Origin of the sequence: Gordonia sp. C13 (assembly GCF_023218005.1) — a bacterium.
GTDB lineage: Bacteria > Actinomycetota > Actinomycetes > Mycobacteriales > Mycobacteriaceae > Gordonia > Gordonia namibiensis.
The window spans coordinates 29,744-54,328 of the sequence record NZ_JALPSY010000030.1 but is presented as its reverse complement, the minus strand read 5'-3'; the positions used below and the strand labels follow the sequence as shown (position 1 = coordinate 54,328).

23 protein-coding genes and 1 pseudogene are annotated in these 24,585 nt (G+C 67.5%); 12 read left to right on the top strand and 12 right to left on the bottom strand.

What is annotated here, in order from left to right:
- Positions 1–22: 22 nt before the first annotated feature.
- The gene (locus M1L58_RS19830) at positions 23–385 is read right to left on the bottom strand and encodes a CD225/dispanin family protein (RefSeq protein ID WP_248660190.1); all 363 of its coding nucleotides are present in this window, start codon (positions 383–385) and stop codon (positions 23–25) included.
- A gap of 145 nt (positions 386–530) precedes the next feature.
- Positions 531–2,876 (bottom strand): phosphoribosylformylglycinamidine synthase subunit PurL, encoded by a 2,346-nt coding sequence (gene purL, locus M1L58_RS19825; protein ID WP_248660189.1) that lies wholly within the window; start codon positions 2,874–2,876, stop codon positions 531–533.
- A gap of 157 nt (positions 2,877–3,033) precedes the next feature.
- On the opposite strand from purL, the gene eccA reads away from it, so the two are divergent.
- The 3 genes from eccA to M1L58_RS19810 all read left to right on the top strand — a co-directional run bounded on the left by eccA (position 3,034) and on the right by M1L58_RS19810 (position 5,914).
- Complete coding sequence (gene eccA, locus M1L58_RS19820) at positions 3,034–4,818, top strand: type VII secretion AAA-ATPase EccA (RefSeq protein ID WP_248660188.1); 1,785 nt, start codon at positions 3,034–3,036, stop codon at positions 4,816–4,818.
- A 107-nt stretch (positions 4,819–4,925) separates the two neighbouring features.
- Positions 4,926–5,360 carry a hypothetical protein gene (locus tag M1L58_RS19815; protein ID WP_248660187.1) on the top strand — a complete coding sequence of 145 codons (435 nt, stop codon included), beginning with the start codon at positions 4,926–4,928 and terminating at the stop codon, positions 5,358–5,360.
- A gap of 14 nt (positions 5,361–5,374) precedes the next feature.
- Entirely contained in the window at positions 5,375–5,914 is a 540-nt protein-coding gene (locus M1L58_RS19810) for a hypothetical protein (RefSeq protein ID WP_006865370.1), read from the top strand.
- A gap of 40 nt (positions 5,915–5,954) precedes the next feature.
- Here M1L58_RS19810 and M1L58_RS19805 read toward each other — a convergent pair whose 3' ends face one another.
- From M1L58_RS19805 to cysD, 3 genes are all read right to left on the bottom strand, one after another.
- Positions 5,955–6,734, bottom strand: a complete 780-nt coding sequence (locus M1L58_RS19805) for a 3'(2'),5'-bisphosphate nucleotidase CysQ (RefSeq protein ID WP_248660186.1) — start codon at positions 6,732–6,734, stop codon at positions 5,955–5,957.
- Between the two features lie 88 nt (positions 6,735–6,822).
- Complete coding sequence (gene cysC / locus M1L58_RS19800; RefSeq protein WP_248660185.1) at positions 6,823–8,685, bottom strand: adenylyl-sulfate kinase; 1,863 nt, start codon at positions 8,683–8,685, stop codon at positions 6,823–6,825.
- A complete protein-coding gene (gene cysD, locus M1L58_RS19795) occupies positions 8,685–9,656 on the bottom strand; it encodes a sulfate adenylyltransferase subunit CysD (protein WP_006865373.1) in 972 nt (323 codons plus the stop codon). The genes cysC and cysD overlap by 1 nt, the downstream gene beginning before the upstream one ends.
- Before the next feature lie 52 nt (positions 9,657–9,708).
- On the opposite strand from cysD, the gene M1L58_RS19790 reads away from it, so the two are divergent.
- The 7 genes from M1L58_RS19790 (at position 9,709) to M1L58_RS19760 (ending at position 16,078) form a co-directional block, all read left to right on the top strand.
- Positions 9,709–10,632 (top strand): IclR family transcriptional regulator, encoded by a 924-nt coding sequence (locus M1L58_RS19790; protein ID WP_248660184.1) that lies wholly within the window; start codon positions 9,709–9,711, stop codon positions 10,630–10,632.
- Between the two features lie 84 nt (positions 10,633–10,716).
- Positions 10,717–11,328, top strand: coding sequence for a dihydrofolate reductase family protein (locus tag M1L58_RS19785; RefSeq protein ID WP_248660183.1), 612 nt, complete (start codon positions 10,717–10,719; stop codon positions 11,326–11,328).
- Between the two features lie 80 nt (positions 11,329–11,408).
- Positions 11,409–11,879, top strand: a complete 471-nt coding sequence (locus M1L58_RS19780) for a hypothetical protein (RefSeq protein ID WP_248660182.1) — start codon at positions 11,409–11,411, stop codon at positions 11,877–11,879.
- Between the two features lie 47 nt (positions 11,880–11,926).
- Positions 11,927–12,841: an enoyl-CoA hydratase gene (locus M1L58_RS19775; RefSeq protein WP_248660181.1), complete on the top strand. Its 915-nt coding sequence runs from the start codon at positions 11,927–11,929 to the stop codon at positions 12,839–12,841.
- Between the two features lies 1 nt (position 12,842).
- Positions 12,843–14,009, top strand: coding sequence for an acyl-CoA dehydrogenase family protein (locus M1L58_RS19770; protein ID WP_006865378.1), 1,167 nt, complete (start codon positions 12,843–12,845; stop codon positions 14,007–14,009).
- Between the two features lie 6 nt (positions 14,010–14,015).
- Complete coding sequence (locus tag M1L58_RS19765; RefSeq protein ID WP_006865379.1) at positions 14,016–14,984, top strand: acyl-CoA dehydrogenase family protein; 969 nt, start codon at positions 14,016–14,018, stop codon at positions 14,982–14,984.
- Positions 14,981–16,078 (top strand): acyl-CoA dehydrogenase family protein, encoded by a 1,098-nt coding sequence (locus tag M1L58_RS19760; protein WP_248660180.1) that lies wholly within the window; start codon positions 14,981–14,983, stop codon positions 16,076–16,078. Before M1L58_RS19765 ends, M1L58_RS19760 begins: the two co-directional genes overlap by 4 nt.
- A 9-nt stretch (positions 16,079–16,087) precedes the next feature.
- Here the strand turns inward: M1L58_RS19760 and M1L58_RS19755 are convergent, their stop codons facing one another.
- From M1L58_RS19755 to hsaA, 7 genes and pseudogenes are all read right to left on the bottom strand, one after another.
- Positions 16,088–16,714: a TMEM175 family protein gene (locus M1L58_RS19755; protein WP_248660179.1), complete on the bottom strand. Its 627-nt coding sequence runs from the start codon at positions 16,712–16,714 to the stop codon at positions 16,088–16,090.
- A 126-nt stretch (positions 16,715–16,840) separates the two neighbouring features.
- Positions 16,841–17,982 (bottom strand): annotated as a pseudogene (locus M1L58_RS19750) (sulfotransferase family protein).
- Entirely contained in the window at positions 17,975–18,766 is a 792-nt protein-coding gene (locus M1L58_RS19745) for an SDR family oxidoreductase (protein WP_006865383.1), read from the bottom strand. The pseudogene M1L58_RS19750 and the gene M1L58_RS19745 overlap by 8 nt, the downstream one beginning before the upstream one ends.
- Positions 18,763–19,959: a hypothetical protein gene (locus tag M1L58_RS19740; RefSeq protein ID WP_248660178.1), complete on the bottom strand. Its 1,197-nt coding sequence runs from the start codon at positions 19,957–19,959 to the stop codon at positions 18,763–18,765. Before M1L58_RS19740 ends, M1L58_RS19745 begins: the two co-directional genes overlap by 4 nt.
- A complete protein-coding gene (hsaB, locus tag M1L58_RS19735; protein ID WP_006865385.1) occupies positions 19,956–20,528 on the bottom strand; it encodes a 3-hydroxy-9,10-secoandrosta-1,3,5(10)-triene-9,17-dione monooxygenase reductase subunit in 573 nt (190 codons plus the stop codon). Before hsaB ends, M1L58_RS19740 begins: the two co-directional genes overlap by 4 nt.
- Before the next feature lies 1 nt (position 20,529).
- On the bottom strand, positions 20,530–21,441 hold the full coding sequence (gene hsaC / locus M1L58_RS19730; protein ID WP_006865386.1) for an iron-dependent extradiol dioxygenase HsaC: 912 nt from the start codon (positions 21,439–21,441) through the stop codon (positions 20,530–20,532).
- A 53-nt stretch (positions 21,442–21,494) separates the two neighbouring features.
- Positions 21,495–22,679, bottom strand: coding sequence for a 3-hydroxy-9,10-secoandrosta-1,3,5(10)-triene-9,17-dione monooxygenase oxygenase subunit (gene hsaA / locus M1L58_RS19725; protein ID WP_006865387.1), 1,185 nt, complete (start codon positions 22,677–22,679; stop codon positions 21,495–21,497).
- Between the two features lie 225 nt (positions 22,680–22,904).
- On the opposite strand from hsaA, the gene M1L58_RS19720 reads away from it, so the two are divergent.
- Positions 22,905–24,137, top strand: a complete 1,233-nt coding sequence (locus M1L58_RS19720) for a Rieske 2Fe-2S domain-containing protein (RefSeq protein ID WP_248660177.1) — start codon at positions 22,905–22,907, stop codon at positions 24,135–24,137.
- A 2-nt stretch (positions 24,138–24,139) separates the two neighbouring features.
- A complete protein-coding gene (locus M1L58_RS19715; RefSeq protein ID WP_006865389.1) occupies positions 24,140–24,535 on the top strand; it encodes a hypothetical protein in 396 nt (131 codons plus the stop codon).
- Positions 24,536–24,585: the final 50 nt, after the last annotated feature.

Here is a 24,585-nt window from a genome sequence, read left to right as displayed (position 1 = left end):
AAGGACGGCCCGCTCGAACCGTTCAGTACGTGGACGTGGTGGCGCTTGCACCGATGATCAACACCGCGACGACGAAGTAGACCACGACGATGAGGATCGAGCCGACGATGCCGATGATCGCACCCCACATGGCCCACTTCTTGGCGTCGTCGGCCGCCTTCTGCGCGCCGGCGAAATCACCGGCGGCCCACAGCTTGCTGACCGAGGTGGACTTGACGATGGCCACGATCCCCAGGGGCAGACAGCACAGCACCGTCGACAGAATCGCCCACACGAGGTTGTTGTCGGGCTCGGGACCGGGCGTGTACGCGCCGTACGGCTGCTGTCCATAGCCGGGCGCAGCGCCGTAGTTCGGCGGCTGGTTCGGATCGTGGGGATAGCTCATCTGCGCCCTTTCGACTCTCACTGAGAACCCAAGGAGCGTAACCGACCCTGATCGCGTTCGTCGGGCCGGTGAACCAGATTGCTTCCAACGGTATACGCGCAACGTTCCCGCAGGGGAACGTTGCGCGCTACAACAACTCTGCTTGCTACGCGGTGTCGCCGAAGAGACGCGGCAGCGTCGCCTCGTGCACTTCGCGCAGCTCGGCGAGCGGCACCGAGAAGTAGTCCTGGACCTCGACCTCGTCGCTGCCCTGATCGACCACGCCAATGCGCGTCCACGGCATGCCGCGGGCGTCGAGCATGGCGGAGAAGCGGGACTCCTCGGTGCGCGGCACTGCGACCAGCACGCGTCCGGCGGATTCGGAGAACAGCCAGACGAAGGGGTCGGCATCCTCGGGCAGCAGCAGGCGGCAACCGGTCTCCCCGGCCAGCGCCGCCTCGACGACGGTCTGGATGAGACCGCCCTCGCTGAGATCGTGTGCGGCCGAGATCAACCCGTCGCGCGACGCGGCGGTCAAGATCTCCGACAGCAGACGCTCACGCTCGAGGTCGACCTCCGGCGGCACGCCACCGAGGTGGTCGTAGGCGACCTGCGCCCAGATCGAGCCGTCGAACTCGTCGCGGGTCTCGCCGAGGAGGATCAGCGTCTCACCCGGCTCGGTGCCGAAGCCCGTCGGGATACGACGATGGACGTCGTCGATCACACCGAGGACACCGATGACCGGCGTCGGGAGGATCGCGGTCGCACCGGTCTGGTTGTAGAAGCTCACGTTGCCGCCGGTGACCGGGATGCCCAGTTGCGCACAGCCGTCGGCGAGTCCGCGGACCGCCTGCTGGAACTGCCACATGACCGCCGGGTCCTCCGGCGAGCCGAAGTTGAGGCAGTTGGTGACCGCCTTGGGCGTCGCACCCGAGACTGCGACGTTGCGGTAGGCCTCGGCCAGGGCCAGCTGCGCACCGCGGTACGGGTCGAGGAAGGTGTAGCGGCCCGACGCGTCGGTCGCCAGCGCGATTCCGCGCCCGGTCTTCTCGTCGATGCGGATCATGCCGGAGTCGGCGTGCTCGGCCAGGACGGTGTTGCCGCGCACGTAGCGGTCGTACTGGTCGGTGATGAACTTGCGGCTGCACAGCGCGGGGCTGGCCAGCATCTGTAGCAGGGTCTCGCGCAGCTGATCCGGGGTGCTCGGGCGCTTCAGCGGCTCGGTGGTCGAGGCGACCACGGTGTCCTGCCAGTCCGGACGTGCCACGGGGCGCTCGTAGACCGGGCCATCGTGGGCGACGGTGCGCGGCGGCACGTCGACGACGGTCTCGCCGTGCCAGGTGATGACCAGATGATCACCGTCGGTGACCTCGCCGATCACGGTCGCCAGCACGTCCCACTTCTTGCACACCTCGAGGAAGGCGTCGACGTTGTCGGGGGCGACGACCGCGCACATGCGTTCCTGCGACTCGCTGGAGAGCACCTCGGCCGGGGTCATGCCCTCGGCGCGCATCGGTACCTTCTCCAGGTCGATGTGCATGCCACCGTCGCCGGCGGCCGCGAGTTCGCTGGTGGCGCAGGACAATCCGGCACCGCCGAGGTCCTGGATGCCCACCACGAGTCCGGCGTGGTAGAGCTCGAGGCAGCACTCGATGAGCACCTTCTCGGTGAACGGGTCGCCGACCTGGACGCTGGGGAGCTTTTTGCGACTCGGGCCCGCGTTCTCGTCGTCGTCGAAGGTCTCCGACGCCAGCACGGAGACGCCGCCGATGCCGTCGAGACCGGTGCGCGCACCGAACAGGATGATCTTGTTGCCCGTGCCCGAGGCGAACGCCAGATGCAGGTCCTCGGTTCGGAGGACGCCCGCGCAGAGCGCGTTGACCAGCGGGTTGCCCGCGTAGCTGGCGTCGAAGACGGTCTCGCCACCGATGTTGGGCAGGCCCAGGGAGTTGCCGTAGCCGCCCACACCGCGCACCACGCCGTCGACGACGCGTCGGGTGTCAGGGGCGTCGGCCGGGCCGAAGCGCAGCTGGTCCATGACCGCGATCGGGCGCGCGCCCATCGCCATGATGTCGCGGACGATGCCGCCGACACCGGTCGCCGCGCCCTGGTAGGGCTCGACGTAGCTGGGGTGGTTGTGCGACTCGACCTTGAAGGTCACCGCCCATCCATCGCCCACGTCGACGACGCCGGCGTTCTCACCGATACCGGCGAGCATGTTGGCCCGCATCTCCTCGGTGGTGGTCTCCCCGAAGTACCGGAGGTGGACCTTCGACGACTTGTAGCTGCAGTGCTCGGACCACATGACCGAGTACATGGCGAGCTCGGCGTCGGTGGGTCGACGGCCCAGGATCTCGCGGATCCGCGCGTACTCGTCGTCCTTGAGTCCGAGTTCGCGGAACGGTTGCGGATGATCCGGGGTCGAGGAAGCGGCTGAGACGGTATCCACCTGGGCACTCACGGTGACAAGTCTAGGCGGGCCCGGGTGGTTGGAGGCGACGGGGCAGACCATCAGGTGTTCGACGGGTCCTCCCCTGGGAGATCTGTTCCGGGGATCGGGCCTGTCTCGGGATAGTCTGTTCACTCGAGCCGCGCAGTGCGCGGGACGTGCGCGGGGGTGCAGGCACGCCGACGCCGCGCGGGGGACGACGTTGACACAGGGGGACGAGATGGCCGATGTCCGCAAGGCGAGGGCACTCTTCGAACTGGGTGTCCTGTCCTTGAACATCCCGGTCGACGGTCAAGAACCCATCAACAATCCCGCGCAGGCAGCCAAGGCGTTCACCCGCGCAACCGAGTGGGACCCCTCGCTCGGTGACGCCTGGATCGGGCGGCTCGCGTGCGGCGACAAGAGCGATGAGGTGCTGCTGGGTCTGTATCGCTCACGCGCCACGATCGGTGCCGAACAGCGACGCCTCGGCCTTCCACCGGGCACCATCGCCGGTCGATGGGACACCGGGCTGTACATCGACTACCCGGCGGTCACCGCGGTCGACGCCACCGCCGCCTATGCGTCCAGCCTGGTCCGCGGCGCGGATTACACCGGCGCCGAGGAGGCGCTCGACGAGATCCCGCCCGCCCATCGGTTACCGATCGTGGACTTCGTCCGCGCCCACCTCCACTACAAGACCCAGCGGTGGCCCGACGTGCTGACCGCCCTCACCCGCTCGGACCGGTGGGGCGACACGGTCATGCAGGCCGCGGCCGACTTCATGGCCGGGTCGGCGTGCGTGAGTCTGGGAATGCTCGGCGAGGGTATGCGGCGTCTGCAGAACGCGATCGACGGTCCGATCGCCGCCTGCTCGACGAGCGCGATGTTCGCCTACGCGCTGGCGCTCCGCGAGCAGGGCCATGAGGAGAAGGCAAAGGCCATGCTCGAGCAGGTCTACGCGCGCAACCCCGCCCACTCCGCAGCGGCGCAGGCGCTGCAGTCCCCGTCGGTCCGCCTGGCCGTCACGACCCCCGAGCAGATCGCCGCACGCACCGACCGCTGGGACCCCGCCTCGGTGCCGAACCGGGCCGAGACCCTGGTGCCGTCGGACGCTGCGGGCGGCGGTGTCGAGAACGAGCTGGTGACCGACGCCCAGCGCGAGCTCGGCGAGCAGATCGGCCTCGAGTCGGTCAAGCAGCAGGTCGCGAAGCTGCAGTCGGCGGCCACCCTCGCCCGGGTCCGCGCCGACCGCGGGCTCTCGACGTCGGCACGCAGCCTGCACCTGGCCTTCACCGGCCCGCCCGGTACCGGCAAGACGACGGTCGCCCGGATCGTCGCCAAGATCTACTGCGGACTCGGCTTCATCAAAACCGACAAGGTCGTCGAGGCGACCCGCCGGGACCTGGTCGGCGAGCACCTCGGCTCCACCGCCATCAAGACGTCGGCGCTCATCGACTCGGCCATGGACGGCGTGCTCTTCATCGACGAGGCGTACACCCTGATCCAGAAGGGCCTGTCCGGCGGCGATGCGTTCGGCCGCGAGGCGGTCGACACCCTCCTGGCGCGGATGGAAGACGACCGCGACCGCCTGGTCGTCATCATCGCCGGCTACGACTCCGAGATCGACCGCTTCCTCGCCGCCAACGACGGACTCTCGTCGCGCTTCGCCCGTCGCGTCCGGTTCGACTCCTACACCCCGCAGGAGCTCGCGCAGATCGGCGAATTCATCGCCCGCAAACGAGATTCGGTCCTCACGCCGGAGGCGGTCGCCGAGCTGGAGCTGGCGTGCGCGCCGGTCTACCACGATGTTCGCGAACACGACGGTGGTACGCGTCGGGCCACCGACCTGGCCGGTAACGGTCGCTTCATCCGCAACATCGTCGAGGCGGCCGAGGAGGAACGCGAATTCCGGCTCAGCAACGCCGGCGACCTCGCCTCCCTGTCCGCCGACGACCTGATGCGTATCGAACTCGACGACATCCGGTCCGCCATCTCCGGGGTGCTGTCCGGACTCAGGCGCTAGCACCGCTCGCCCCCCCGGCAGTACCGTCGAACCCCCAGACCCGAATCGCCGGACCCGAATCCGCCGGTCCCGAACACCCAGACCCGAACACCCAGAGAGGTTGCGTCATGTCCCGCGCACGTCTGTTCCGTTCCGCCCTGCTCGCCGGTGCTGTCGCATTGTCGGTGCCGCTGGCCGGTTGCTCGTCCGACGACGCCGAACCCGCGTCGCCGACGACTGCCTCGGGACAGACCTCGGCTGGGCTGACGAGCCCCGCGCCGACCGCCGAAGAGATCGCGCCGAGCATCGCCGACAGCTCGGCCGCCCGGCCGTCGACCGACGCACCCCGGTCGACGACGGGCTCCGCCGATGCCGGTGATGCCAAGACCCTGAGCTGCCGCGACTACCGCGCACTCGAGGACGAGGGGCGTGCCGCCGCCGTGGCAGCCCTCGGGGTCAAGTCGAACGCCGACCAGGTCGCCACCGTGGCCGCGACGGTCTGCCTCACCCGACTCGACGACAAAGTCGCCGACGTTATCGATGAGCTCGTGCCCACACGCTGATACTTTCGTTGTCCATGACCGATCGCCCGTGGACACTGCTGCACGGCCCGTTGTTCTCCCGCAGCAATCCGCTGGACCGTGAGCACGCGGCACCGCGAATCAGCGCCTACATCTACGGCAACATCCTGATCCTGGCCGCACTCATCCCGCTGCACCTCAACGACGACTTCGTCGGCATCCTGATCTTGCTCGGCACCGCACTGTCGACCTTCGTCGCGCATGTCTTCGCCGAGGCGGTGGGGCGGCGAGTGCACGAGGGCGCCATCCACCCGACGATGAAGACGATGCTCCACCATCTGCGGGACTCGGTGCCGATCCTGTCCTCCGCGTCGGTCCCGTGCCTCATCCTGGCGATGGCGTGGATCGGCTGGATCGATCCGCGCACCGCTCAGCTCGCCGCGGAGATCGTGATCCTCTTACGTATCGGCGGAACGGTTTTCGTCATCGATCGGCTGAACAACGAGAGGCCCAGTCGCGCGACGCTGATCGGGGCTGCCGCGGTCACCGTGGTGGCCACCGTGATCGTCGTGGTCAAGGTCGTGCTGACGCACTGAGCGCTCGGATTCCTCCCAGCACATCGATCGGGGGACCTCGTCAGCCGCCCGCACCCTCCGTGGTGACGGTGAGGATCGACTCGACGTATTCGGGGCGGCAGATCACGAGGTCGGGCAGGTACGTGTCTTCGTTGTTGTAGACGAGCGGCGAGCCGTCGATGCGGCCGCACCACAGCCCCTTCGCCCGGGCGACGGCCACCGGCGCGGCCGAATCCCACTCGTACTGGCCACCCGCGTGCACGTAGGCGTCCGCCTCGCCGCGGACCACCGCCATCGCCTTGGCACCGGCCGAACCCATCGGCAGCAGCTCACCCCCGACCGCGGCGGCGACCTCGTCGGCGAAAGCCGGTGGACGGGAGGAGCTGACGACGACGCGGGGCACGCCGGTGCGCGGGCGCGATGCCAGTCCCTCGGTGGGTTCGACGACCGTGTCGTCGTCGACGTACGTCACGCCGAGTGCAGGGAGTGCCACCGCACCGGCGATCAGTCCGTCGCTCGCCGACCACAGCGCCACGTGCACGGCCCAATCGGTGCGGCCCGCGCCCGGCTCGTAGGTGCCGTACTCACGCGTGCCGTCGACCGGGTCGACGATCCAGACCCGCTCGGCCTGCAGGCGGGACTTGTCGTCCGCCGATTCCTCCGAGAGCACCGCGTCGTCGGGTCGTTCCTCGGCGAGCCTGCGCAGCAGGAACTCGTTGGACTGCGAGTCGCCGGCGTTGCCCAGCTCCTTGCCGGTCAACCCGCTGGTCTTGCGGATGTCCAGGAGGAGTTCTCCTGCCGCGGAGGCCAGTTCGCCTGCGAGTGCTCGATCGTCGGTCACGGGGTTCCCTCTCTGGCGGTACTGCTGATCGGTCGGTTCTGCTGATCCCTCGCCGCATACCCAGGGGCGTCCCCGGCCAACCGCGTCTCTAGAGTCCCAGGTTACGGAGAACCATGTCGGCGACATCGGCGGGCGCGCCGTCCTCGGGGGTGATGACGAGTTCGGCGTCGGCCGGTCGTTCATACGGCGAGTCGATACCGGTGAACTGGCTGATCTCGCCACGGCGGGCCTTGCCGTACAACCCCTTCGGGTCCCGGCGCTCGCACTCCTCGAGCGGGGTGTCGACGAAGATCTCGTAGAACGGCAGACCCCGTTGGGCGTGGATCTCGCGGGCGCGCTGCCGCTCCTCGGCGAACGGACTGATCAGCGACACGATCGCAACCGCACCGGAATCGGCGAAGAGCGCCGCGACCTCGCTGGTGCGGCGGATGTTCTCGCGCCGGTCGTCGTCGGAGAAGCCCAGGTCGGAGTTCAGGCCGTGCCGCAGGTTGTCGCCGTCCATCAGGTAGGCGGGCCGGCCCTCGGCGACGAATCGCCGTTCGAGTTCGACGGCGAGCGACGATTTCCCCGACCCGGAGAGTCCGGTCAGCCAGATGGTGGCACCGCGGTGCGCCCGGTGTTCGCGGGCGACCTTGCTGGCCTGCCAGACGATGTGGCTGTCGTGGCTGACCGGCGCGGTGATCATGCCCGCGCCCACGGTGCGGTTGGTGGCCTCGTCGATGAGGATGAAGCTGCCGGTGTCCCGGTTGCGCCGGTAGGAGTCGAACATGACCGGTTCCTGCGTGTGCACGGTCACGCGCCCGATCTCGTTGAGCGCCAACGCCTCGGCGTTCTCGTCGCGGTGCAGCGAGTTGACGTCCAGCCGGTAGTTGAGGCCGGTGATCTGCGCGCGGGTCAGTCGCGTTCCGCACAGGAGCTGATAACGGTTGTGCGAGCGGAGATCTGCATCCTCGGCGAACCAACAGACCATCGCGTCGATGTCGCGGCCGACGTACGGCCGGTTGTTCGGCCGCGCGAGCATGTCCCCGCGCACGATGTCGATCTCGTCGGCGAGCTCGACCGACACGGCCATCGATGCGAACGCCTCGTCGACGCCGGCCCCACCCGGCCCCCAGATCTCGGTGATGGTGGTGCTGAAACCGCTCGGCAGCACCACGACCTCGTCACCCTTGTTGAACACACCGCCGGCGACCGTACCCGCGTACGCGCGGTGATCGGCGCCGTCGCTGCGCTGGGGCCGGATGACGTACTGCACCGGCAGACGCGCGTCGATGAGGTTGCGGTCGGAGGCGATGTAGACGTGCTCGAGATGACTCAGCAGCGGCCGACCCTCGTACCACGGCATCGCGGCGGACTGTTCGACGACATTGTCGCCGCGCAGCGCCGACATCGGGATGAAGGTCAGGTCGACGACGTTCAGCTTGGCCGCGAAATCGATGAAGTCGGCGCAGATCTCGTCGAAACGTTCCTGCGACCAGTCGACGAGGTCCATCTTGTTGACGCAGACCGTCAGGTGCGGGATCCCCAGCAGCGTCGAGAGGAACGCGTGCCGCCGGGTCTGTTCGAGCACACCCTTACGCGCGTCGATGAGGATCATCGCCAGGTCCGCGGTCGACGCACCGGTCACCATGTTGCGGGTGTACTGCACGTGGCCCGGGGTGTCGGCGATGATGAATTTCCGCCTGGGAGTGGCGAAATAGCGGTACGCGACGTCGATCGTGATGCCCTGCTCACGCTCGGCCCGCAGACCGTCGGTCAGCAGCGCGAGGTTGGCGTACTCGTCACCTCGCTCCGCACTGGTCCGCTCGATCGACTCGAGCTGGTCGGTGAAGATCGCCTTCGAGTCGTAGAGCAACCGGCCGATCAGTGTCGACTTGCCGTCGTCGACGGAACCCGCGGTCGCGAGCCGCAACATCTCGGTGGCACCCCCGGCAGCATTGACCTCGCTCATCAGAAGTACCCCTCCTTCTTGCGATCCTCCATGCCCGACTCGGAGATCCGGTCGTCGGCGCGTGTGGCCCCGCGTTCGGTCAGCCGGGTCACCTCGATCTCCTCGATCACCTTGCTCACGTCGTCGGCGGTCGACAGGACACAGCCGGTGCAGGTGGCGTCGCCGACGGTCCGGAAGCGGACCGTCTCCGTGCGCACCTCCTCACCCGGGAGTTCCTGCAGGAAGCGGGTTTTCGCGAGCAGCATGCCGTCGCGGGGGATCACCTCCCGCTGGTGCGCGTAGTAGATCGACGGCAGGTCGATGCTCTCCGCGGCGATGTACTGCCAGATGTCGAGTTCGGTCCAGTTCGACAGCGGGAAGACCCGGATGTGCTCCCCCTTCGCGTGGCGTCCGTTGTAGAGCCGCCACAGTTCGGGACGCTGGTCCCGCGGGTTCCACGCGCCGAACTCGTCCCGGAAGCTGAAGACCCGTTCCTTGGCCCGCGCTTTCTCCTCGTCGCGACGCGCTCCGCCGAACACGGCGTCGAAGCGGTTCTCGGTGATACCACGAAGCAGCGCCGTGGTCTGCAGACGGTTGCGGCTCGCGCCGGGTCCGGTCTGCTCGACGACGCGGCCGGCGTCGATGTCGTCCTGAACCGAACTCACGATCAGCCGGACGCCCGTCTCGGCGACCACCCGGTCGCGGTAGGCGATCACCTCGTCGAAGTTGTGGCCGGTGTCGACGTGCATCAGAGGGAACGGGACCGGAGCGGGCCAGAACGCCTTGCGGGCGAGGTGGAACATGACGACCGAGTCCTTGCCCCCGGAGAACAGCAGCACCGGACGCTCGAAGGTCGCCGCGACCTCCCGGAAGATGTGCACGGATTCCGCCTCGAGCGCCGCGAGATGCGACAACTCGTACCCGTGCCGGCCGGATCGGTGTGCCTGCCGGTCGCCGGCGCTGCCGCCGTCCGCTTCGGTCGTGCTCGTCACCGCGCGCAACCCCCCTTGACATGTCGAATATTCGACACTATGTGTTGACAATGTGACACCGACCGTAGGCGACCTCTCCGATGCGCGTCAACCGTCGCGTGCCGCGTCGCCGCCGACCTCGCGCGTGGTCCAGATCGTCGAACTGCTGGCCGGTGCGGATCAGCCGGCGCTGACCCTCGCCGAGATTGTCCGGCAGACCTCCCTCTCGCGGGCGACGGCACACGCGATCGTCGCCGAATTGATCGAACACGGTTGGCTGAGCCGCGACCCCGCCACCGGGAAGTACGGGATCGGCCCCGGATTCCGTACTCTTGCACGGGCCGCCGCGGACGCCGACCACCTGGACCGATGGGCCGCGGCCGCCGCGCACGACCTGTGCGGACGCTTCTCGATCCCCTTCTTCGTGGCCCGCCGATCCTCGGCCGACATCGTCACGCTCGCGGCGCACGCCTTCCCCCCGCATCTCGCGGCCGACTCCGAACCGCATCCGTGGCTGCGCAACGGCAGCCGCATCCGGATCCGCCCGCCGATCTGCCGCGAGTTCGTCGCCTGGGACCCGGTCGAGGCACGCGATGCCTGGATCGCCCAGGCCGCCGAACCCACCCGCACCCGGCTGCGCATGATCCTCGACGTGATCGCCGAACGCGGCTACTCGATCGAGCGAATGACCGACGACCACGCGGCCATCATCGACGCCCTGAACTCCCTGGACACCATGTCGGAAAACCTGCGGAGTCGAGTCGGCGACCTGCTGACCGAGCTGTCGGTGATCGACTACCTCCCGGACGAGCTCGACGCGGGTGCCGGGGAGGGCGTCCCGGTGGTGACCATCGGCGCGCCGATCTTCGACCACACGGGACGGGTCGTCGCCGCGATGGTCGCGTGCCCGAACTCGACCCTGGACGTCGCGGATCTGCAGTCGATCGCCGACGCCACCCGCGCAGCGGCCGAACAGATCTCCGCGCATCTGCGATGAGTTCCGCTGCGGCACCGGGTCTGCCTCTGTGTGCCGACCGTGAACTCCTGCGGCCGGTTTCCGAGAACCGCAGAGGAGACCACGATGGGGGCGACGTACACCTTCGACATCTTCACCAGCCTCGACGGCTTCGGCTCCTACGAGGAACCGGGCGACTGGGGCGGGTATTGGGGCAAACAGGGTCCGGAACTACTGGACCACCGCGCCCGACAGTTCGCCGATCCGCACCGAATGGTGTTCGGCGCGAAGACGTTCCGGGAGTTCGTGGCGATGACCGCGGCAGCCGACGAGGACTCCGAGTTCTTCGACCCGTGGGTGCAGTCCATGCGGAACATGCCCACGACCGTGGTGTCGTCGACCATCACCGACACGAGCGGATGGCCGGACGCGACGGTCGCGAGCGGTGACGGCGTCGAGATCGTCCGGCAACTCAAGGACGAATCCGACGTGCCCCTCCGCTCGCACGGCAGCCTCTCGCTGAACCGCAGCCTGTTGGCAGCCGGTCTCGTCGACCGCATCGTCGTCTCCGTGTTCCCGGTTCTCACCGGCAGATACGGCAGCGCGCCGGTCTTCGGCGGCGTCGAGGGCATCGACCTCGAACTTCTCGACAGCACCGTGCTCGACGGCCGGACACTGGAGCTGGTCTACCACCCGGAGCTCCACCGTTTGACCGACACGATTTTCCCTACTCGGTGACGAGCACCCGCCATGTTCGCGACAATCGCCGGAAGTCGGCCGCCGGCCGAAGAGTTCCCACGACAACGAGGAGTTCGAACATGGTCCGGACGAAGACGTTCACCAGGCTGGCCGCGGCGGCCCTGTCGATCACGGCCGCGGCAGGACTCGGCCTCGCCGGCACGGGACAAGCCGAGGCGGCACGCGAGTTCCCGGTCTCCAACTGCATCGGCCCGAGCCCGAACATCGTCGACCTCCCGTTCATGGTGCGACGCGCCATCGTCAGCACCTACGGCGGCAACGCCTACATCGCCGCGGACTTCCCCAGCTATTTCCCCGGCGGCTACCAGTCGTCGTTGCGGATGGACTGGCACAACCTGTCCACCGGCAAGCGCGGGTCGAAGGTCAGCAACACCAGGGTGAACCCGCCGTATCAGGGTGTCCACTACTTCGTCATCCCGGTGAAGACGATCGGCAAGGGCCGGGTCGACGTCACCTTCGGCGCGACGAACCGCAATGCGTTGTGGAGCGTGCCGTCGACGGGCTGCAGCGGGACGATCGTCGTCCCCTGAGGCCCACCCACTACCAACCAAGCACTTGCTAGGTTAGGCTCGTGGGCATGAGTGATGCCGCCATCCCGCCCGCACTCGGACCCGACGATCTCGGCCCGGACACCTCTCCGGTCGCCTATGAGGTCGGCGGCCCCGAAGGTGCCGTCGCCTACGTGACACTGAACCGTCCCGAGTACCGCAACGCGCAGAACTCGGTCATGACGTATTCGCTCGACGCCGCCTTCCGCAAGGCCGTCGAGGACACGTCCGTGAAGGTCATCGTCCTGCGCGCGAACGGCAAGCACTTCTCGGCCGGCCATGACATCGGCACCCCGGAGCGCGACTTCGACACCTACTACGAGAACGCCGCGGTCCTGCACTGGGATCACACCGACAAGACCGGCGCCGATCAACGTCTCGCCCGCGAGATGGAGGTGTACATGGGGATGTGCCGCCGCTGGCGCGACATCCCCAAGCCACTGATCGCCCAGGTCCACGGCGCCTGCATCGCCGGCGGACTGATGCTGGCCTGGATCTGCGACTTCATCGTCGCCGCCGACGACGCGTTCTTCTCCGATCCGGTCGCACGGATGGGCATCCCGGGCGTCGAGTACTTCGCGCACGCATACGCCCTCGGCACCAGACGGGCCAAGGAGATCCTGTTCACCGGTGAGCGATTCACCGCCACGCAGGCCGCCGACTGGGGCATGGTCAACCACGTCGTGCCGCGGGATCAGCTGGAGACCAAGGTGAACGAGATCGCCGAGAAGGCGGTCACGATGCCGATGCAGGGGCTGTTCCTCAGCAAGAAGGCCGTCAACATCTGCGAGGACCAGATGGGCCTGCGCAACTCCATGGACTCCGTCTTCGGTTGGCACCACTTCGCGCACTCGGCCAATGCCGAGGCGTCGGGCGGCGATTCGCTCGGTGGGATGGATGCCAAGTCCATGAAGGCTTCCGCCGGTCCGGGATCGGGTAGCTGACATGGACCTTTTCTTCGACGACGCAGCCGAGCAGTTCCGCGCCGAGGTCCGCTCCTGGCTGGCCGAACACGTACCGCGCGAACCCCTCCCGTCCATGGACACCGCGGAGGGTTTCGAGGCGCACCGTGAGTGGGAGCGCACGATGGCGGCCGACCGCATGTCGGTCGTCAGTTGGCCCGAGGAGTACGGCGGCCGCGACGCTCCCCTCCTCCACTGGGTGATCTTCGAGGAGGAGTACTACCGGTCGGGCGCACCGGGCCGCGTCAGCCAGAACGGCATCTTCCTCCTCGCCCCGACCCTCTTCGAACATGCGAATCCCGCTCAGCTGGAACGGATCATGCCGCGGATGGCGCGCGCCGACGACATCTGGGGCCAGGCCTGGAGCGAGCCGGAGGCAGGCAGCGATCTCGCCTCGCTCCGGTCGACCGCGGTCCGCACCGACGGTGGCTGGCTGTTGAACGGCCAGAAGACGTGGAGTTCCCGATCGAGTTTCGCCGACCGTGCCTTCGGCCTCTTCCGCACCGACAAGGAGGCCCAGCGACACAAGGGCCTCACCTACTTCATGTTCGACCTGCGTGCCGAGGGCGTCACCGTCCGTCCCATCGCGCAGCTCGACGGTGAAGCCGGTTTCGCAGAACTGTTCCTGGAGAACGTCTTCGTGCCCGATGACCCGGCGAACCCCGGCGAGTCCGGGGTCATCGGCGAGGTCGACAACGGCTGGAAGGTGGCGATGAGCACCGCCGCCAACGAGCGCGGACTGTCGCTGCGGGCGCCGGGCCGCTTCCTCGCCACCACCGACCGCCTCGTCGAACTGTGGCGGTCGAAGCGGAACGAGGTGCCCTCGACGGCCAACACCGATGCGCGGGTCGCCGACGCCTGGATCGGGGCACGTGCCTATGAGTTGTCGACCTGGCACACCGTGAGCCGGCTCTCGGCAGGCGGGCAGCTCGGCATGGAGTCCTCGATCAACAAGGTCTTCTGGTCGCAGTGGGACATCGCCGCCCACGAGACCGCCCTCGATCTACAGGGACCGGACGCCGAACTCGACGACGCCTGGATGGACGGCTACCTGTTCTCCCTGTCCGGCCCGATCTACGCCGGCACCAACGAGATCCAACGCAATGTCATCGCCGAGCGACTCCTCGGCCTTCCTCGCGGAGATCGCTGATACCACATGGACTTCCAACTCTCCGACATCCACACGGACCTCGCCGCCACCGTCGACGCCATGCTCGGCAAAGCCGACATGCCCGCCGCGGCGCGAGCATGGGCGGCCGGTGACCGGGCCGCGGTGACCAAGGTCTACTCCCAGCTCGCCGACGCCGGGATCAGTGGTCTCCTCATCGACGAATCCCACGGCGGCAGCAGTGCCGGCGCCGTCGAGATGGTCGTCGCCGTCGAACAGCTCGGACGTCACTGCGCACCCGGACCGATCGTGGAAAGCGTTGCCGTCTTGCCGATCCTGCTGCGCGACGCCGACGTGAACGGCCCCCTGCAGGATCTCGCCGAGGGACGGCTGGCAACCTGTGCCATCGCCCCGCTGCAGCCGCTGGCCCCCGATGTCGAGTCCGCGGACGTGTACGTCGTCGAGGACGGCGTACTGTCGACGGCCACCGTGCTCAGCACCGAACCGTCGGTGGACACCACTCGCACACTGTCGCGGGTGGCTCCGGACAAGACCCTGGCCACCGGGGTCGACCCGTCCGACGCCGTCGACGCCGGCGCACTCGCCACCGCCGCCGAACTCCTCGGACTCGGTCAGGCGATGCTCGGCCTCGCCAGCGAATATGCGCAGTCCCGCAAGCAGTTCGGTCGGCCGATCGGCTCCTTCCAGGCCGTGAAGCACCACCTCGCCGATGTGGCCATCGCACTCGAGATGGCCCGCCCCCTGGTCCACGCCGCGGCGCTGGGCATCGACGGCCAGGTGCCCGAAGGCACCAACGTGTCGCGAGATGTCTCGGCGGCCAAGGTCGCGGCGGCCGACGCCGCACACCTGTCGGCCCGCCGCTCGCTGCAGGTGCTCGGTGCGATCGGTTACACCGCCGAACACGACATCTCGCTGTACATCACCAAGACCCGCGCGCTCCTGTCCGCCTGGGGGTCGCCCGCAGTCCATCGTCGACGCATCCTGGAGACACTGTGACCACCGAGACTCTCGCGATCTCCGCCGAGGAACGTGAGGCACTGGCCGAGGCGGTGCGCGACCTCCTACGACGCCGCGGTGACACCGCCTCGGTGCGCAAGGCCATGGCCTCGCCCGGCCGCGTCGACCGCGGCCTGTGGGAGACGCTGTGCACCGAGATCGGTGTCGCGGCGCTCCCCATCCCCGAGGACGCCGGCGGTGCCGGGGCGTCGTGGGCCGAATCGGCCGCTGTGCTCGAAGAACTCGGCGCGACCCTGAGTCCGGTGCCCGCCTTCGGGTCGTCGGTGCTGGCGACCGGTGCGATCCTGCTGGCGCAGGACGACGACACCGCGTCGCAGCTGCTCCCCGCGCTGGCCGCCGGAGAGCAGACGGCCGCGTTGTGCTGGGCCGGCGAACGCGGCTGGGAGACCCCGGGCGTGCGCGCCGACGCCGGCTTGCTGTCCGGCACCGCGCATTTCGTCGTCGATGCCGAATCCGCGGACACCTTCCTGGTGTTGGCGTCGGGTCCCGGTGAACCGGTCACGTTGCACTCGGTCGCCGCCGATGCCGCCGGCGTCACGGTGTCTCCGATGCCGCTCCTCGATCCGACGCGTGCGCTGGCCTCGGTGCGGTTCGACGAGGTCGCGTCCACCGCGATCCCCGCACCTGCCGACCTCGCCGCACGCCTGCGGACGCTGGGGTGGGCTCTGCTGTCCGCCGAGCAGGTCGGCGGCGCCCAGCGCGCCCTCGACCTCACCGTCGAGTACACCAAGTCACGCAAGCAGTTCGGCCGCACCGTCGGCTCGTTCCAAGCGCTCAAGCACCGTATGGCCGACATGTACGTGCTCGTCGAGACCGCTCGTTCGATCTCTCGTGCGGCGGTCGCCGCGGTCGCCGTCGACGATCCCGAGGCGTCCGACCTGGCTCTCGCCGCCCATGTGTACTGCTCGGATGCCTACCGGCGCATCACCGGCGAGGCCATCCAGTTGCACGGCGGCATCGGCATCACCTGGGAGCACGACATCCAGCTGTACTTCAAACGCGCGCAGGCGTCGTCGCAGTTGCTGGGCGCCCCGCATCTCGCGGTCGCCGAAGCCGCGGCGCGCCTGCGCTGACCCCAGCTCTCAGTCTCGGTTGCGGAGTCGGTCCAGCACCCGTTCGATCGGCTCGGTGAGGACCAGCAGCAGGATCGGCCAGTTCCCGGTTTCGGGGAACACCAACGTGATGATCAGTGCGATCGCCAGGGCCAACAGGGTTCCCCAGCCGCCGGACGCCTTCGTCCAGCGTCGGGTGGCCTCGTCGTCGGCGAGCAGCTCCGGATGTCGGTGTCCCCACTGGGCTATCCCGACGAGCGCGGCCACCGAGGCCGCGAGCACTCCGATGTAGAACGTGGTCCCCCATTCGACCCGGCTGTCGTCGATCATCGCCGTGGCGAACGGCAGGATCACGACCGTGAGCAGCCAGACGAAGGTCAGGTTGATCAGGACCGAGTCGTAGGAACGGAAGTACTCCATCGTCTGGTGGTGTTGTCGCCAGAGAATCCAGATGACGACGAAGCTCACGAAGAAGCTCGTCAGTTCGAGGGAGTGGTCGGAGATCACCTCCGCAACCGAGGTCTCCTCCCGCAGGTCGTTCGCGATGTCGACCAGCGGCAGCACCAGCAGCGTGAGCGCGATTGCCACCACCGCGTCCGCGAACGCGATCAGCCGGCTCAGACCCTCTTCCGACTTCCGATTCTCCGGTTCGGACATGAGGGCACTGTAATTCGGGCTCCCGTTACCGCGTGGATATTTCCTATCCGCTGGCCAGATCTGACCCGCGGGAAGGAAACACATCGGCGGGACGGAGACATACCCGCGGGAACCGCGCGGCGCCGGCTACTCCCCGAACGCCGCCGCGACCGTCGCCTCGTCCAGTCCGTAGTCGGACAGCTGGTAGCGGTGCTGCGGCTTCCGCGCACCGGACCTGCTCTCCTCGTCGAGGGCGGTCACCGCCGCGCGGGCCGCGTCGGACATGGGGGTGTCGAGCGCGGCGTAGACACGTTCGACGGTGCCCATCGGGTCCGAGCGGAGGTCGGCGAAGTCGATGTCGAGGAACTGGGCGGGGTCGTACTTCTCCCGGGCGCGGGAGAACTCGCGCAACCCGCGCGACCACAGTTCCAGCTGGTCCTGTCCGATCTGGGCACCGGTGAAGGTCGTCGACCAGCCGGGGGTGGCGTGCTCGGCGAGGCTGCACATCGACGCGATGATGGTCGACGGCGCGCGGTGGGTCTGGATGACCAGCGCATCGGGGTAGGCGGTCATCAGGGCGTCGAGCGCGAACAGGTGGCTCGGGTTCTTGAGCACCCACCGCTTATCCGGGTCGTTCAACCCGATCAGCTGCAGATTCTTTCGATGCCTCAGATACGCAGGCGTCCAGTCCTGTTGCGCCAGCCAGCGCGAGTAGGTCGGGATGTGGGCGAGCGACTCGTAGGAGATCGAGGTGACGCTCTGCCGCAACAACTGCCAGCATTCCTCGACCTCGCCCGCGTCCATGTAGTGCAGACCCATGAACTCCGGGTTCTCGACGTGGTGCTGCTCGAAGCCGGCCTGGATTTGCTGGTACACCGGGTTGTCGGCCCACGTGTCCCGCGGCGGCCGCGGCTGCGGGAACTCCGCGAGCCACATCTCGAGGCCCTGGTGGTCCGGGTCGGCGGCCATGAGCCGGTGCAACGCAGTGGTTCCCGTGCGCGGCAGACCGGTCACGAAGATGGGCCGGGTGATCTCGACCCCGGCGTGCTCGGGGTTCGCCTTCCACGACGCCTCACTCAGCAACCGGGCGACGAGTGCGCCCTTGAGGAAGAACCGGAACATCTTGCTGCCGAGCTCGGTGAGTCCGGCCTCGGACCGGTAGGAGTCGAGCAGGAGGCCCAGTGGCTCGAGGTAATCGGTGTCGCCGAAGTCCTCGAGGCCGGTGGCCCGGTGGCCGAAGCATGCAGGTCCTCGATGGTCCCGACGTCGGTACGCGCTGCACTAGTCATGGTATTCACCGCAATTCACGTCCAGGGTGTGCCCGGTGATCGCCCGGGCCATCGGCGAGGCAAGGAACATCACGGCGTCGGCGATCTCGTCCGGCTCGGGCAGACGTTTGAGATCGGACTTCGACGCGGTCTGCTCGTAGACCTGCTCGGGGGTGATCCCGTACTTCTTGGCGACCTCGCCGAAGTACCACTTGAGCTGGTCGTCCCAGATGTAACCGGGCGCCACCGAATTGATCCGGATACCGCGATCCCCCAGCTCCGACGCCAGCGTCTGCGACATGGCCAGCAGCGCCGACTTGGCGATCTTGTAGCTGCCGTACCTCGGTTCGGAGTGCCGGATGACCATCGAGTTGATGTTGACGATCGATCCGTTCGACTCGGCGAGCGAGTCGGTGAACGACTTGATCACGCGCAGTGTCCCGACGACGGTGACCTCGATGCTGCTGGTGATCTGGTCGAAGTCGGTGCGCCCGAGCGGTTTCATCGACGGTAGGGCGAAGGCGTTGTTGACCAGGACATCCGCGCTACCGAACTCGGCAAGCGTGGTGGCGACCAGATTGTCGACGGCGGCGTCGTCGGTGATGTCGGTCGGCACGACGAGGCTGGTCCCGCCTGCCGCATCGACTTCGGCGGCAACCTCTTTCAGGCGCGACTCGGTGCGGGCCGCGAGGACGACCCGGGCACCCTGGGCAGCGGCACGCAGGCAGATCGAGCGCCCCAACCCGGGACCCACGCCCGATACCACGACCACCTTGTCGTCGAGCAGACCCGCTCCAGAACTCATCCCAGCATCCTCTCGGCGAACGCGCGCTGCCGCGCGGCGATCCGGTCGGACCAACCAGCGGCGTCGATCTTGTTGTGTTCGAAGTGCGGCAGGTGGGCGGCCACCTCGTCGATGCCGACAACCGTTGCGGTGGGGCCGAGTTCCGGACCGATGGGCGAGTCGCTGCGCTGCCAGCGGAACTGCAGGATGCCCTTCTCCCGGCCGGTCGTCTCGATCCAGTTGGCGACGCCGGGATCGCGGTGGGACACGACCATCCGGATCATGCCGTCCGGATCGACCTGCGCCTGAGCCGAATTGAGGCTGGTCTGGTGGTTGACGTAGTCGAGCGAGATGTACCACATGCTCCCGAGCTGGAATCCCTGATAGGGCGCGTCGGATTTCGGGATGGTGATGACCATCGCCTCGTCGGGCCCCAACCGGTAGTGACCCACCGACGAGAACTGCGTGCTGAGTCCGCCAGGTGTCTGGCGCGGCGGGGTGAACGTGTTGACCGGTTCGTCGAGATAGAACCACTTGGGGAAGTTGAACCAGGTGTTGATGCGCGCCGTCAGCATCTTGCCCGCGGTCGCATACCTGCGTGCGACGCGTGCGAGATCGGCTTCCGCCGGCGCGGTGCCGACGGTGTCGACGCGCTCGATGGTGATCGAACCCTTGCGCTCGGTCCAGTCGGAGTACACCTCACGGACCGCGAGCATCGACGCGCCCTCACCGAGGGCGAAGTAGTTGTCGGGCGGATCGGCGATCGCCGGCCCGAAGGTCAGCTCGAACGTGCCGTCGTCGGCGATGGTCAGGCGACGGTCGTCGAAGGCGTCCTCGCCCCCGGGCACCGCGGACGGCGTGTAGTCGCCGCGCAGCACCTGGAAGCTGAGATCGGCTGTGGTGCCGCGGCGTCCGCGGACCACATAGGTCCCGGTCGGTTCGACGTCGGCGTGGTAGTACAGCGTGTCCGGGTTGTCGAGACCCATCTTGGTCGACGGTCCGGTCGAGGTCACGAAGTTCGGGTGTGACAACGACCGGCCGCGAACCAGCTGGATGATCGCGGCGATGCTGCCCGCCAGATAGTCGTATCCCTCGGCGAGATCCTGCTCGGTCTCGGCGAACTCCGCCGAGGCGACCAGCTTCTCGGCCTCGGCGATCGCATCGGTCAGGGGCTTGGTCAGGTCCTGCGGTACAGCGATCTCGCGCGAGCTCATAGCCAGGTGTCTCCGCCCGTCCAGGTCAGGAAGTTCTCGAGTTCGGCCTGTGCCGGCGTCACCCGCGGATGTTCGGTCGACAGGTAGCCACCGCGGTAGAAGAGCAACGGCTTGTCCTGCAGCACTTCGCCGAGCGTGAGGGCTCGGCCGATGACGATGTGGTGATCGCCACCGTCGGTGACCCGTTCGACGTCGCATTCGACCCAGGTCAGCGCATGCCGGATCACCGGCAGTCCGGCCGGCGACGGGTCCCAGGTGATGTTGGCGAACTTGTCGTCGCCCGGGGCGCCGAAGGCAGCGCTCACGTCCTGCTGTCGGTTGGACAGGACGTTGACGCAGAACTTGCCGGTCTTCTCGATGACCTTCCAGCTCCGGGAGGTCTTCATCGGGCAGAACAGCACCAGCGGCGGGTCCAGGGACAACGCGGCGAACGACTGACAGGCGAAGCCGACGGGTTTGCCGTCGTCGTCGACGGTCGTGATGACCGTGACGCCGGTGCAGAACTGACCCATCGCGGTACGGAACTGCCGGGAGTCGAACTCCGCGGACCCGTAGGGCGTCTGGGCCATGTCAGTTCTTGAACCCGACGCTGAAGTCATGCCCCCACAGACTGACCGCGGTGCTCTCCCGCGCGATCCACTCGTCGTCGTTGACCGTTCTTCCCTCGCAACCGAACTCGACGTCGAAGCCGCCCGGTGTCTTCATGTAGAAGGAGAGCATCAGGTCGTTGACGTGCCGGCCCAGGGTTGCCGACATGGGGACCTTCTTGCGCAGGGCGCGGTCGAGGCAGAGTCCGACGTCGTCGGAGTTCTCGACCTCCACCATCAGGTGGACGATGCCGGTGCTGTTGGGGATCGGCAGGAACGCCAACGAGTGGTGTCGCGGGTTGCAGCCGAGGAACCGCAGCCACGGGACCTCGTCGCCCTCTTCGCGTCCGACGACCTGCGGGGGCAGCCGCATCGAGTCGCGGAGCTTGAATCCCAGGACGTCCCGGTAGAACTCGAGTGCGGCCTTGTCGTCCTCACACGTGAGCACGACGTGACCGAGACCCTGTTCCTCGGTGACGAAGCGATGACCGTACGGGCTGACGATGCGACGGTGCTCGAGCGCGGCCCCGTGGAACACCTCGAGGGTGTTGCCTGCGGGGTCGTCGAACACGATCATCTCGGCGACGCGGCGGTCGGCGATCTCCTCGTCCTTGCCCTCCCGGAAGACGACGTGCGCACCGGCCAGGCGGTCGCGGACCTCCTGCAGCGCAGCGGCGTTCGCGACCTCCCACCCCGCGCAGGCCAGGCGATCGTGCTCCGAGGGCACGATGACCAGGCGGGCGGGGAAATCGTCCATCCGCAGATAGAGCGCACCCTCGGTGAGCCCCGAGCCCTCGATCATGCCGAGGACCTTGAGGCCGTAGGTGCGCCAGGCCTCGATGTCGGTCGCCTCGATCCTCATGTATCCCAATGAACGGATCGGACAGTCAGTCATCTTCACTCCTTTTGCTCCCTGAGGAGCGAGCTTGCGAGCGTCACGAAGGGCCCCTAAACCATCGTGTCGCCGATGGGAATCCCGAACTCGCCGTTGCCGAATGCGACGTAGGCACGTTCCGGATCGTTGGCGGCGTGCACGCGTCCGGCGTGGGCGTCGCGCCAGAACCGCTGGATCGGGGTTCCGTTCTCGAGTGCGTGGGCGCCCGAGTTCTCGAAGAGACGGTCGATGGCGGAGATCGCCCGGCCGGTGGCGCGCACCTGGTCGCGACGTGCCGCGAGACGCAGCTCCATGGGAACCTCTTCGCCGGCGAGGATCAGGTCGTACTCGGCCTGCAGGTTGCCCGACAACTGGCGCCAGGCGGCGTCGATGTCGCTGGCGGCCTCGGCGATACGCACCTTCGCGAAGGGATCGTCCTTGGCCTTCTCGCCGGCGTATGCGGCGCGGACGCGCTTGCCCTGGTGCTCGACGTGAGCGTGGTAGGCACCGTATGCCATCCCGACGATCGGGGTCGCAATGGTGCTGGGATGAATAGTGCCCCAGGGCATCTTGTAGACCGGCGCGGTGTTCTGCTCGAGACCCGGGCTCTGCCCCATCGACATGGTGCGCATGCTGAGCATGCGGTGGCGGGGAACGAAGACGTCCTTGACCTCGATGGTGTTGGAGCCGGTGCCGCGCAGACCGACGACGTTCCAGACGTCCTTGATCGTGTAGTCCTCGCGCGGGATCAGGAAGCTGACGAAGTCGACCGGCTTGCCGTTCTTGATGACCGGTCCACCGACGAACACCCAGTCGGCGGTGTCGCAACCCGAGGACCAGGCCCACGATCCGTTGACCTTGTAGCCGCCGTCGACGACCTCACCCATGCCCATCGGCGCGTACGACGACGAGATGCGGACGTTGGGGTCCTTGCCCCAGACATCTTCCTGCGCCTGCTGGTCGAAGAGTGCGAGGTGCCAGTTGTGGATGCCGATGATGCCCGACACCCAACCCGTCGACCCGCAGGCCGAGGCAATACGCCGCACGGCCTCGTAGAAGGTGACCGGATCGACCTGGTAACCACCCCACTGCTCGGGCTGCATCAGCTTGAAGAAGCCGGCCGTCTCGAGGCTGGACACGGTCTCCTCGGGGATTCGGCGCAGATCCTCGGTGGCCTGCGCCCGCTGCTCGATCTCCGGGAGCAGTGCGTTGATCTTCTCCAGGACCTGCTCGGCGGCTTCGCTCCGTTGTGCTGGCATCTCGCCTGCTCCTACCTGTCTCTCCCTCGGCCGGACGGCGCCGGCCGCTTACTCATCGAGTTCGAGATTAGAACACGTTCTCATTTCTGTCGAGCACCGGGACTTTATGCCCATGTACAGCACTGATCGGCAATCTGGACAGCGATCCACCCAAAGGATTTGAAACGTGTTCTAGTATTGGTGGCAAGATTCGATGCGACACCAGCCACAGACAGGAGAGGGCATATGTCACCAGCACCCGACACGATGACCCCGAAGACCCCCGGTTCGTCCGACGACGCCGAGGTGGGCATCCGGGAGATCGACACCGGCGCACCGCCCACCCGGTTCGCCCGCGGGTGGCACTGCCTGGGTCTGCTCAGCGAGTTCGACGACGGCCAGCCGCACTCCGTGCAGGTCTTCGGCACCAAGCTCGTCGTCTGGGTCGACACCAAAGGTGAGCTGAACATCCTCGACGCCTACTGCCGACACATGGGCGGCGACCTGTCGCAGGGCAAGCTGTCCGGCGACAACGTCGCCTGCCCGTTCCACGGCTGGCTGTGGAAGGGCAACGGCCGCTGTGCCGGCGTCCCGTACGCCAAGCGCAACCCCAAGCTCGCCAAGACCCGCTCGTGGCCGTCGATGGTCCGCAACGGCCAGGTCTTCGTCTACAACGATCCCGAGGGCAACCCGCCGCCGGAAGAGGTCATCATCCCGGAGCTGGCCGAGGTCGGGTCCGAGGAGTGGACCGACTGGACCTGGAACCGGATCGTGATCGAGGGCTCGAACTGCCGCGAGATCATCGACAACGTCGTCGACATGGCGCACTTCTTCTACGTGCATTTCGCCTTGCCGGACTACTTCAAGAACGTCTTCGAGGGCGAGATCGCCGCGCAGTACATGAACTCGCACGGACGCCCCGACGTCACGCTGGGAACCAACTACGGCGACAGTCGGCTCGAATCGATCGCCGCCTATTACGGCCCGTCCTACATGCTGAACCCGATGGTCCAGTACTACGGCGGCTTCGCGGTCGAGACCATCCTGACCAATTGCCACTACCCGATCGACGAGAACTCGTTCGTCCTGATGTACGGCGTCATGGCGAAGGTGCCCGAGGGCCTCACCGCCGAGCAGGCGTCGAAGATGGCGACCAAGATCAGCGCCGGCGTCGAGGTCGGCTTCCTGCAGGACGTCGAGATCTGGAAGAACAAGACCCGGATCGACAATCCGCTCCTCGTCGAGGAGGACGGCCCGGTGTACCAGCTCCGACGCTGGTATGAGCAGTTCTACGTCGACAAGGCCGACGTCACCGAGGAGATGACCGGCCGGTTCGAGTACGAGATCGACACCTCGAAGGCAGTCGAGAGCTGGAACGCCGAGATCGAGGAGAACCTCCGGCGCCAGGAGGCCGAGAAGGCTGCGGCCGAACAGTCGGCAGACGGCGCCACGGACTCCTCGGAGAAGGCGCAGGTCTGACGATGACCCGGGCCGCGTCACGAGCACACTGGGCCAAGGCGCCCGATTTCGGCGACGATCCCGACCGGGCGGCCCGGGTCCACGCGGCGACCCAGCGCGACCGCGAGCACTACCTACAGGGAGGCATGCGGGAGATCGAATGCCGCGCCTGCCACGCCTGCGTGCTGGTGAAGAAGACCAGCGCTCACCACACGAGCGTGCAGTGGAACGCCGACGCCCGGAACCGATGCCACGGCCTCGAGCAGATGCGCGCCGGCGGTGACGACGGCAACGGACCGTTGCTCCCCGGTGCGATGATGCCGACGTGCGCCCGATTGTCGGCGAGTATCGACCACGGCGTCGCCGAGGGGATCATTCCCCCGGAGTCACCCGCCACGGATCCCGACGGTTATTGGTGAGCGTAGATTTGAGCACCACGGGCAACATTAATTGTCCTTAGTCTCACGCA